A 10,000-nucleotide genomic window follows, 5' to 3' on the forward strand; every position below is an offset into this window, starting at 1 on the left:
CCTTTAGTCTTTTAAAGAGCGTATCATCACTAGAGCCAAAGCCTAAGTTTTTATTTACTATATCATAAGAGCAAACATCCTTTGTATGATCAAATACCGATAGATCATCTAAATGACCAAATACACTATATCCCTCATCTGCATTGCAATTAACCTCATTTAGGTTATTGTCGTCTCTAAAGTAGATATAGTCTAAGTTTAGGTGGGTAAAGTCTATAAAAAAGCCAGAGTTAGAAGATTTATCTTGTTTAAATACTAATACATTGCAGCTTGAGTTTATATTTAGGGTATTTATAATAGAAGCAAATCTAGATGTGAAAAAGCTAAGGATAGGTAAGGTTACGCCATAAAGAGATCTATTGCTTTGATGCTCAACCATCTTGTAGGTTAATTTACTAAGCTCATAGAACAAAAAGCATCCGTTTGCCTTTTTGAGTGCAGCCTTTGGGTCACTTAGATCAACTATGCTTAGTATAAAAAGAAATATTTGCTTTAGTAAAAACTCTCCACTTTCTTTGTTTAGCTCGCTTAAATTCTTATCTAACTCTCTAAAACACTCTTCAATGCTTTTTTCAAATTTAGCTCCATCTAGTCCCTCGCTAGATATCAAAGAGCTAGCATCGCTTAGTAGATCATTTTTTAAGGTATTTAGGCACTCTTTTACGATATCTTTGGCGTCATCATAGTTGGATACTATGACCTCAAACATATCATAAAAGCTTATAGCTTCTGTCTTTGTTTCACCCATGCTTTTTAGCAAATTTCTCTCGTGCTCATCCTGAGCAGCTTCAAGTTCAGCTTCATATCTTGCTTTGCTTTTTATGGGGCTTATCTTCTCTTTTAAATTTGCAAAAAACTTGTCAACTGCACTCTTTTTATGGACAATCTTTACTGGTATATCTCTATATTCAAATTCTCTTATTCTATTTAGCTTACTATCAGTAAAGCTATCTTTATCTATATAAAAGTCAGATACGATCGATACATCTTTTTTATCTCTCTTCTTAGAAAATATTAGATTAGATATGATCTCATTAGCTATGCCGTTAGAGTACGATGTGAGTGAATTCAAGCTAGACGTATAAAGCGTCACGCTCTTTGCATCAGCCATATACTCTTTTATCTTTTTTAATGTCTCTTCGCAAGAGTAGGTTATATTTATTTCGTTGTTTTGCATATTAAGCCACCACTACTGTTTTTGATATTTTATTGTGATTGTATTTATAATATTATTAATTTATTATTGCTATTTAAAAGTGAAAAATGCTTGACATGACACTTGATAGATAGTTTAGCTATGCAACAGAGAAAAATGATAAGCGTTAGAAAACTAGAGAGTGTAACTCTTTGGTATTTTAAAATAAATACTGCATGCTTGTTACTTGAGCTTTTCTTTCAGCTTGCCAAGTTAGTTGGACAAGCCATCTAAATTACTAACACAATTATGCTATAATCATGTCATATTATTAAAAGGAAATAGCATATGCCTCAAATAATACCTATAAAAGAGCTTAGAAACACAAATGAAATTTCACAGCTATGCAATAGCAAGGATGAGCCAGTGTTTGTAACTAAAAATGGTTATGGAGACTTGGTTGTGATGAGCATAAAGACATATGATAAGCTAGTAGCCACAGCCGATATAGATAGTGCCATCGCATCATCTGAAGCTAAGATAACAGCAGATACAAAGATGCTAGAAGCAAAAGATGTTTTTGCTAGTTTAAAAGATAAGTATCTTGAGTAAATATAAAGTCCTTATCTCACCACAAGCTTATGAAGAGCTTGAAGCGATTTATAAATATATCGCACTATCTTTGCTCTCACCAGGTGCTGCAAACTCTACATTAGAGGCTATCAAAAACGCTATTCTTAGCCTAGATGAGATGCCAAATCGTGGTGCTATTAGGAAAGTTGGCAGATATGCCAATATGGGCTATAGACAGCTATTTGTTAAAAACTATACAGTTATTTATAGGGTAAATGAAAAAGATAAGGCCGTTATAATCATTACTGTTAGATACACACCAAGCGCTTTTTAGATATAACTTCAATAATATCTATTTAAAAATAAATATCCACCCATCCTAATACTCTCTCATCTAAGAAATATACATAATATCACATACTATACATGACGTCACCTACTGCATGTTACATCATGTACTATACATTACATCATGTGCTGCATGTGACATCACATACTTGACGTGACATCATGTACTGCACATTACATCACATGCAGTATGTTACATTATGAATTTATTTGTTATAATCCAATAAATTTAATGCCAGTTTCTAGCATATTTATCAACATTTTTAGTATGTTGATAAACTTACTTAGCAAGCTCGGACCGAGCTTGCTGCAAGGTCTTGGCCAGACGGGCAAAATTTTTATTTAGAAAGATACAACTTAAACAAAATTTTATCCTTAAAGATGACCTTTGTCGATAAAATGTCTAAGTTTTATTTAAGACAAATATTGTTTTAAGATGTGAAAAAGCCTCTCTTAAAATTTCAATCATAAAATTTTTTTCTCCTACAACAACAATCCCTACCCATAAAATGCTAAAATAACAAACAAAATATAAATAGCTAAATTTGTAAAAGCCAGATATGGCACCGATGGACTTATTTATAGATAGTTTGGCTACATAACGGAGAAAAGATGATAAACATTAGAAAATTAGAGAGCGACCTTTGGGAGTCGGCGGATCTTTTGCGCTCAGGCTCAAACCTCACATCGTATCAGTACTGCATGCCGGTACTCGGTCTTATCTTTTTGCGATATGCTTATAGCAGATTTAAAATGGTAGAGGCTGAAATTTTAAAAGGGCGCCCCTCTCGCGGCGGCAGAGTTATGCCTGTTGAGGCGAGCGACTTTGCGGCCAAGAGCGCGCTTTATCTTCCAAAAGAAGCGCAGTATGACTATCTACTAAATTTACCTCAAAATATCTCCTCAGCAAACCTTGTCAATAAAGACAATCACGTCATGACAAGCCTGGGCGAAGTCGTAAACAACGCCATGTCTTTGATTGAGGATCAAAGCGAGCAGCTTATAGGTGTACTACCAAAGAGCTATGCCGACTTTTCAGACGAGATATTATCCGAGCTTTTGCGTATATTTAACAACTCCGCCCTTGACGAGATCGGCGGAGATATCATCGGCAGAATTTACGAGTACTTTTTAAACAAATTTGCCAAAAGCATAGCCTCTGATGACGGCGTTTTCTTTACGCCAAAGTCGCTTGTAAAGATGATCGTAAACATCATAGAGCCAAAAAACGGCATACTTTTTGATCCTGCATGCGGCTCTGGCGGTATGTTTATCCAGTCGGGGGATTTTGTAAATGCAGCAGGCATGAACGCAAATAGCACGATGACCTTTTACGGCCAAGAAAAGGTCGAGTACAACGCGCAGCTTTGTTTAATGAACATGGCGGTGCACGGACTTACAGGCGTTATCAAGTCCGGAGATGAGGCAAACAGCTTTTATAGCGACGCTCACAACCTAGACGGCCGCTGCGACTACGTCATGGCAAATCCCCCTTTTAACGTCGATAAAGTAAAAGCCGAGTCCTGCGAAAGCGCAAGGCGCCTACCTTTTGGGATGCCAAGCGTAAATAGAAACAAAGAGGTCACAAACGCCAACTACCTTTGGATATCTTACTTTTACAGCTACCTAAACGAAAAAGGTCGCGCAGGCTTTGTCATGGCGTCTTCAGCCACAGATAGCGGCGGCAAAGATAAAGATATAAGAGAAAGCCTTGTAAAAACAGGCGATGTTGATGTGATGATCAGCGTAGGAAATAACTTCTTTTACACGCTCTCTATTCCTTGCTCTCTTTGGTTTTTTGATAAAAATAAGTCAAACGAGACTAAAAACAAAGTGCTTTTTATAGACGCTAGAAACTACTACACCGTGGTTGATCGCACTTTAAACGAATGGTCTTATTGGCAGCTAAAAAATATCAATGCTATCGTATGGCTATACCGCGGCGAGATAGATAAGTATAGGGCCTTGCTTGATGAGTACAAAGATACTCTTGCAAGCACCAAGCCTTTTAACGAGCAAATTCATGAAATTTCAGAAGAGATAAAAGCTCTTAGGCTAGAAGCCAAAAAGGCGGCCGAAGATGCTCAAAGGCGAGAAAAGAAAAGAGTGCAAGAAGAGTATGACGCAAAGCTTGCCAAGTTAGACGAAAAGCTAACGGTAGCTAGAGAGGCAAACTGGCTTTACGAAAAATTTAAAGACGGCGTTTATCAAGATGTGCTTGGTCTTTGCAAGATTGCCTATACGACCAAAGCAGCGCAAGGAGATGATGAGGGCGTTAGTATAGAAGAAAAGGGCTGGTCGCTCACTCCAGGAGCTTATGTGGGCGTTGCTCCGGTAGAAGATGATGGAGTAAATTTTGAAGAGCGCATGATGCAGATACACCGCGAACTACTATCTTTGCAAGCCGAGTCAAATTTACTCATGGATACCATCTCGCAAAATTTAAAGGAGGTGGGGTTGTGAAGTGGGAAAAAGTAAAGCTTGGTGACGTATGTATAAAAATCGGAAGCGGAGCAACGCCAAAAGGTGGTTCAACTGTTTATATCAAAAAAGGAATCGCTTTTATTAGAAGTCAAAATGTATATAACCTTTATTTTGATTTTAGCGGCTTGGTGTTTATTAATGAAGAAGCCGCTAAAAAGCTTAATGGTGTTACTATAGAAAAGAATGATATTCTATTAAATATTACTGGTGATTCAGTTGCTCGTACGTGCCTAGCTCCAGAAGAATTGCTTCCAGCAAGAGTAAATCAGCATGTTGCAATAGTTCGACCTGACAAAAATATATTAAATCCAATTTTTCTAAACTACTATCTAGCAAGTCCAGATATGCAATCAAGGATGCTTGGCTTGGCTGTTGGTAAAGGCGCATCAAGAAATGCGATGACAAAAGAAATGATAGCAAGCTTTAAGGTTCCTTGTCCTTCTCTTGATATTCAAAACAAAATTGTCAATATATTAAAACCATATGACGATCTGATCGAAAACAATCAAAATCAGATCAAGCTTCTTGAAGAGGCGGCGCAGCGTTTATATAAAGAGTGGTTTGTTGATTTTCGCTTCCCAGGATATGAAGATACCAAATTTATCGACGGCATTCCCGATGGGTGGAAAGTGCGACCTTTATCGGAAATTTTTGATTTTATAAGAGGAAAATCATATGCATCAAAAGAACTTGTGGATCAAGGTGGTGTTATAATGATTAATTTGAAAAACATCAAGGCTTTTGGTGGATATAAGCGTAATGTCGAAAAACGTTTTATTGGAAAATTTAAAGATGAACAAAAAATACTAGCTGGCGATATTGTTATGGGTGTGACAGATATGACTAAAGAAAGACGTCTTGTTGGTTATGTTGCAATTATTCCAAATCTAGGAGAAACGGCCATTTTCTCAATGGATTTAATTAAACTTATACCAAAAACTGTTACACGAGGATATTTATATACAACCATGCTATATGGTGAATATAGCAAAAGAATATCGCTATTGGCAAATGGAGTTAATGTTTTACATTTAAAGCCTGACGCTATGATGGGTATTACTATGCTTGTTCCTTCAGAAATAATAATGGAACAATATGAACATAAGTTTGAATTGTATCGCCAAAAAATAGAATTATTACAAACACAATGTAATATTTTTACAGAAGCTCGTGACCGCTTGTTACCAAAGCTTATGAGTGGTGAGATAGAAGTATAAGAGAGGCAAATTGATGTCAAGAGGCAAATCTATAGTCAAATTATTATTGGATTCATCAGAAGCTGCACTTTTTGCCGGTATTGAAATCCACAACAAGCCCAACATAGCATATAGATATTCAACCTCTGTTATACTTATCATTAATGCATGGGAATTGGCTCTAAAGGCTTATGTGTATAAAAATATTGGACGAAAAGAAATATATGAAAACAAAAAGAATGAACATACAATCTCGTTTAAAAAAGCATTAGCGTTAACAAGTGAACATATTAATTCAAGAAAAAATACCCAAATATTCAAATCGGTAAGTGAAAATTTATTACTGCTAAATGATTATCGTTGTTTAAATACCCATTTTTACGAAACCAGCCTAGATCCGGTAATTTTTATGCTTCTCAGTAAATCAGTTCTTAATTATGATAATTTTCTAAAACTATACTTTAATAAGGATATCACTCGTAGTGACAACCTTATTATTTTGCCGGTAGGATTTAAACTACCATTTAATCCTGTAGATTATTTGAAGCAAGATTATAGTAAGGCTCATAATGATTTTATTAATAACGTAGTTCAAACAATACGAAACTTGGCCGAAGATGGCATTAGTGAAAATATAGTAATTGGCTTTAATGTATACACAGCAAGTCAAAAGAAAATAGATAATACTGATTTAATTGCTGCTATTGACCAAGAAAATGGTAATGTAGTGCTTAGAAAGGATATCCGCCTTACAGACGACCCTAAAGCTCCTGCAATGAGATTAGATCAAGCATTGCCACCATTAACATATGGAGATATACGCACCAAGATTAAAGAAAAAAAACCTGATATTAAATTCGGAAAATCTTTTCATAAAGCAATGAAAAGAATTGAACAAGACAAAAAATTGTGTCGAACCAATTATCTTGACCCTAAAAGGAAAAATGGTAGCAGTAAAAAATTTTATGAAGAAGATGCAATTGATATGGCAATTAAATTTTATTATGAGGAGATTTCCTTATGAGTTATGATTATTCTGAAAATATCCTTGTGCAAGAGAGTGCCGGAAATTTACTCCGTGATGAGCTGGGTTGGGACGTGCAGTTTGCGCATAGTAGCGAGACTCTGGGCGAAAATGGCACCTTTGGTAGAAAAAGCTATAAAGAAATTATCCTAACTCGCTTTCTTGTAGAGGCGCTTAAGAAATTTAACCCTTGGATAAATGACGCTCAGATCACTGAGGCTATAAAAATTTTAGAAAACAGACTATCTACATCTTCGCTCTTACAAGTAAATGAAGAAAAATACTACCTTATCCGCGACGGGATCCCGGTAACGATAAAGAAGCCAAACGGCGAAACGCAGGTTAAAAAGGCTATGGTGATCGACTTTTTAAAACCTGAAAATAACTACTTTCTAGCTATAAAAGAGCTAAAAATTCACGGAGAGCTACATAGGAGAAGAACGGATATCGTGGGCTTTGTAAACGGCATACCGCTACTTTTTGTGGAGCTTAAAAATAGCTCGGTAGATGTACGCAACGCATATGAGGATAACTACACGGACTATCAAGATACGGTGCCGCATCTGTTTTACTACAATGCCATTATTGTGTTATCAAACGGCATGGAGGCAAAGGTGGGCACGCTTGGCAGTAAATTTGAATTTTTCCACGAGTGGAAAAGGCTTGCTGAAGATGAGCAAGGAAGCGTGGCGCTTGAGACTATGCTACGCGGAATTTGCAAAAAAGAAAATTTCCTAGATCTTTTTGAAAATTTTATCCTCTATGACCACTCAAACGGCCACACAGCGAAAATTCTCGCTAGAAATCACCAATATCTAGGCGTAAACGAAGCGATGAAAGCATACGCCGCAAGAAAGCTAAATGACGGCAAACTGGGCGTGTTTTGGCATACACAAGGATCAGGCAAGAGCTACTCTATGCTATTTTTTGCTAAGAAGGTTCGCCGAAAGATGCCGGGAACGCCGACCTTTGTTATCCTAACCGATAGAGACGAGCTAAATACTCAGATAAGCGATACATTTGAAAACTGCGGACTGCTAGGTAAAGATATGAAGGCTTTGCAGTATATCGCAACAAGCGGCGATGATCTCGTGCAAAAACTAAAAGGCAATCCAAGCTTTATTTTCACGCTTATTCAAAAATTTAACAAGCCAAATGAAGAGCCTATCTACCCCGATCACGATATAATCATCATCTCAGACGAGGCGCACCGCAGCCAATACGGGATATTTGCCGATAATATGATGAAACTACTACCCACAGCTGCTCGTATAGGATTTACCGGTACGCCTTTACTCTCTAGCGACAATATCACGGCTAGGACTTTTGGCGGTTATGTCTCGGTTTACGACTTTAAAAGAGCGGTTGAGGACGGTGCGACGGTGCCGCTTTATTATGAAAATCGCGGCGAAAAGATCGTGGATCTACAAAATCCGGAGATAACGGATCAAATTTTAGACGCCATAGAAAATGCCGATCTTGATGTTAATGAGCAAGATAAGCTAGAGGCTGAATTTGCAAAAGAGATACACTTACTAACGGCAGAGCCTAGACTAAAATCCATCGCGCGTGATTTTGTTAGGCATTATTGCGATCTGTGGACGAGCGGAAAGGCGATGTTTGTTTGTCTAAATAAGGTAACGTGCGTTAGGATGTATAACTTCGTGCAAGAGTACTGGCAAGAGGAGATAAAAACTTTAAAAGAAAATATAAAAAGAGCCACCCAGCAAGAGGCGCAGGAGCTAGAGCGCAAACTAAAATGGATGCAAGAGAGCGAAATGGCGGTAGTAATAAGCCAAGAACAAAACGAAATTCAAACCTTCAAAAAGTGGGGCTTAGACATCAAGTATCACAGAGAAAAGATGGAGAAACGAGAGCTTGATAAAGAATTTAAAGATAGTAAAAATCCTTTGCGAGTAGTCTTTGTCTGCGCTATGTGGCTAACCGGCTTTGACGTAAAGTGCCTATCCTGCTTGTATCTTGATAAACCGCTAAAAGCGCATACGCTGATGCAGACGATCGCTAGGGCAAACCGCGTAAGCGAAGGCAAAAGCAATGGACTTATAGTTGACTATATAGGTATCGTAAAAGCTCTTAGAAAGGCACTTGCCGACTATACCGCAAATTTAGGTGATAGTAGCGGAGCAGACCCAACAATAGATAAAGAGGAGCTCATCGCGCGCATCATAGAGGTGATAGAAAAGACGAGGGAGTTTTTGTCACAGAAAGAATTTGAGCTGGAAAAACTTATCGGTGCGGTTGATTTTGCAAAGCTTGCTAGTTTGCAAGAGGCGGCTAATGCGGTGTGCGGAAGTATCGAGGATAAGAAAATCTTTACTACCTACGCTTTGGAGCTTGGCAGGCTAGTAAAATATACAGACCGAAACGACATAACGGCTCAAACACGCAAGCAATATGAAGCTATCATGGCTATCTACTCTGAGCTTCAAAAAAAGCGCAAGCATACAAATACGACCGATCTAATGATCGAGATACATAAAATAATAAACGAGCATGTAAAAATCGCTGATGAGCCCACTATGGATAGCGAGGCTGCGCGTAGATTTGATATAAGCGCTATCGACTTTGATCTGCTGCGTAGTGAATTTGCAAAGGTGAAAACTAAAAATTTAGCTATGAAAGATCTAGAGGAGATCATCAAGCAAAAGCTAGATAGTATGCTATTTAGCAATCCTAACCGCATAGACTACTATGAACGCTACGGACAAATCATCTCAGAGTATAATGCTGAACAAGACAGGGCGACAATAGAAAAGACGTTTATGGAGCTTATGGATCTAGCAAATCAGATGAGCAAAGAAGAGCAAAGATACGCCAGAGAGGGCTTTACGAACGATGAGGAGTTGTCGTTTTACGATATGCTTTTTAGAGATGATCTCGGTAAAAACGATATAAAAAAGATCAAAGAAGTGGCAGCTACTCTGCTAAGCAAGATAAAATCAAAAATTTCCAAGCTAGATCACTGGACCGACAAACAAGAGACGAAAGCCGAGGTGGATAATCTCATCCGCGATACGCTCTGGGGCGAGCTACCTGAGTGCTATGATGATATAAGTATCTCGGCGTGCAGAGAGAAAATTTACGAGTATGTCTATATGAGATATAGGAGTGTTGCGTAAAATATATCGTAAGCTTAGCAAGGCCGTGTAAATTTGACTACGAATTCACACGGCTGGCTATGCATTGTAAATTTTAAAGAATACTTGCTACCCCATCTCC

At 37.8% G+C, this 10,000-nt stretch carries 7 protein-coding genes; 6 read left to right on the top strand and 1 reads right to left on the bottom strand.

Going from position 1 to position 10,000, the window contains the following annotated elements; translation table 11 throughout:
• On the bottom strand, positions 1-1,177 hold a 1,177-nt coding region (locus tag F3G76_RS10575), incomplete at its 3' end, for a hypothetical protein (RefSeq protein WP_188116580.1).
• A 306-nt stretch (positions 1,178-1,483) separates the two neighbouring features.
• Between F3G76_RS10575 and F3G76_RS09535 the strand changes: the two genes are divergently transcribed.
• The 6 genes from F3G76_RS09535 (at position 1,484) to F3G76_RS09560 (ending at position 9,900) form a co-directional block, all read left to right on the top strand.
• The gene (locus tag F3G76_RS09535; protein WP_009295449.1) at positions 1,484-1,747 is read left to right on the top strand and encodes a type II toxin-antitoxin system prevent-host-death family antitoxin; all 264 of its coding nucleotides are present in this window, start codon (positions 1,484-1,486) and stop codon (positions 1,745-1,747) included.
• Positions 1,740-2,042, top strand: a complete 303-nt coding sequence (locus F3G76_RS09540) for a type II toxin-antitoxin system RelE/ParE family toxin (protein ID WP_009295450.1) — start codon at positions 1,740-1,742, stop codon at positions 2,040-2,042. The genes F3G76_RS09535 and F3G76_RS09540 overlap by 8 nt, the downstream gene beginning before the upstream one ends.
• Before the next feature lie 626 nt (positions 2,043-2,668).
• Positions 2,669-4,519: an HsdM family class I SAM-dependent methyltransferase gene (locus tag F3G76_RS09545; RefSeq protein WP_009295451.1), complete on the top strand. Its 1,851-nt coding sequence runs from the start codon at positions 2,669-2,671 to the stop codon at positions 4,517-4,519.
• Entirely contained in the window at positions 4,516-5,757 is a 1,242-nt protein-coding gene (locus F3G76_RS09550; RefSeq protein WP_149706565.1) for a restriction endonuclease subunit S, read from the top strand. The genes F3G76_RS09545 and F3G76_RS09550 overlap by 4 nt, the downstream gene beginning before the upstream one ends.
• Positions 5,758-5,770: 13 nt before the next feature.
• Positions 5,771-6,760, top strand: a complete 990-nt coding sequence (locus tag F3G76_RS09555) for a DUF3644 domain-containing protein (RefSeq protein WP_149706566.1) — start codon at positions 5,771-5,773, stop codon at positions 6,758-6,760.
• Positions 6,757-9,900 (top strand): type I restriction endonuclease subunit R, encoded by a 3,144-nt coding sequence (locus F3G76_RS09560; protein WP_149706567.1) that lies wholly within the window; start codon positions 6,757-6,759, stop codon positions 9,898-9,900. Before F3G76_RS09555 ends, F3G76_RS09560 begins: the two co-directional genes overlap by 4 nt.
• Positions 9,901-10,000 lie beyond the last annotated feature (100 nt).

This window comes from Campylobacter concisus, assembly GCF_902460575.1.
In the GTDB taxonomy this organism is placed as follows: domain Bacteria; phylum Campylobacterota; class Campylobacteria; order Campylobacterales; family Campylobacteraceae; genus Campylobacter_A; species Campylobacter_A concisus_AW.

What these genes read in the sequence shown, in the direction of transcription:
- F3G76_RS09535 (WP_009295449.1), top strand. Translation starts at nt 1,484, where the DNA reads ATGCCTCAAATAATACCTATAAAAGAGCTTAGAAACACAAATGAAATT.
- F3G76_RS09545 (WP_009295451.1), top strand. Translation starts at nt 2,669, where the DNA reads ATGATAAACATTAGAAAATTAGAGAGCGACCTTTGGGAGTCGGCGGAT.
- F3G76_RS09555 (WP_149706566.1), top strand. Translation starts at nt 5,771, where the DNA reads ATGTCAAGAGGCAAATCTATAGTCAAATTATTATTGGATTCATCAGAA.
- F3G76_RS09560 (WP_149706567.1), top strand. Translation starts at nt 6,757, where the DNA reads ATGAGTTATGATTATTCTGAAAATATCCTTGTGCAAGAGAGTGCCGGA.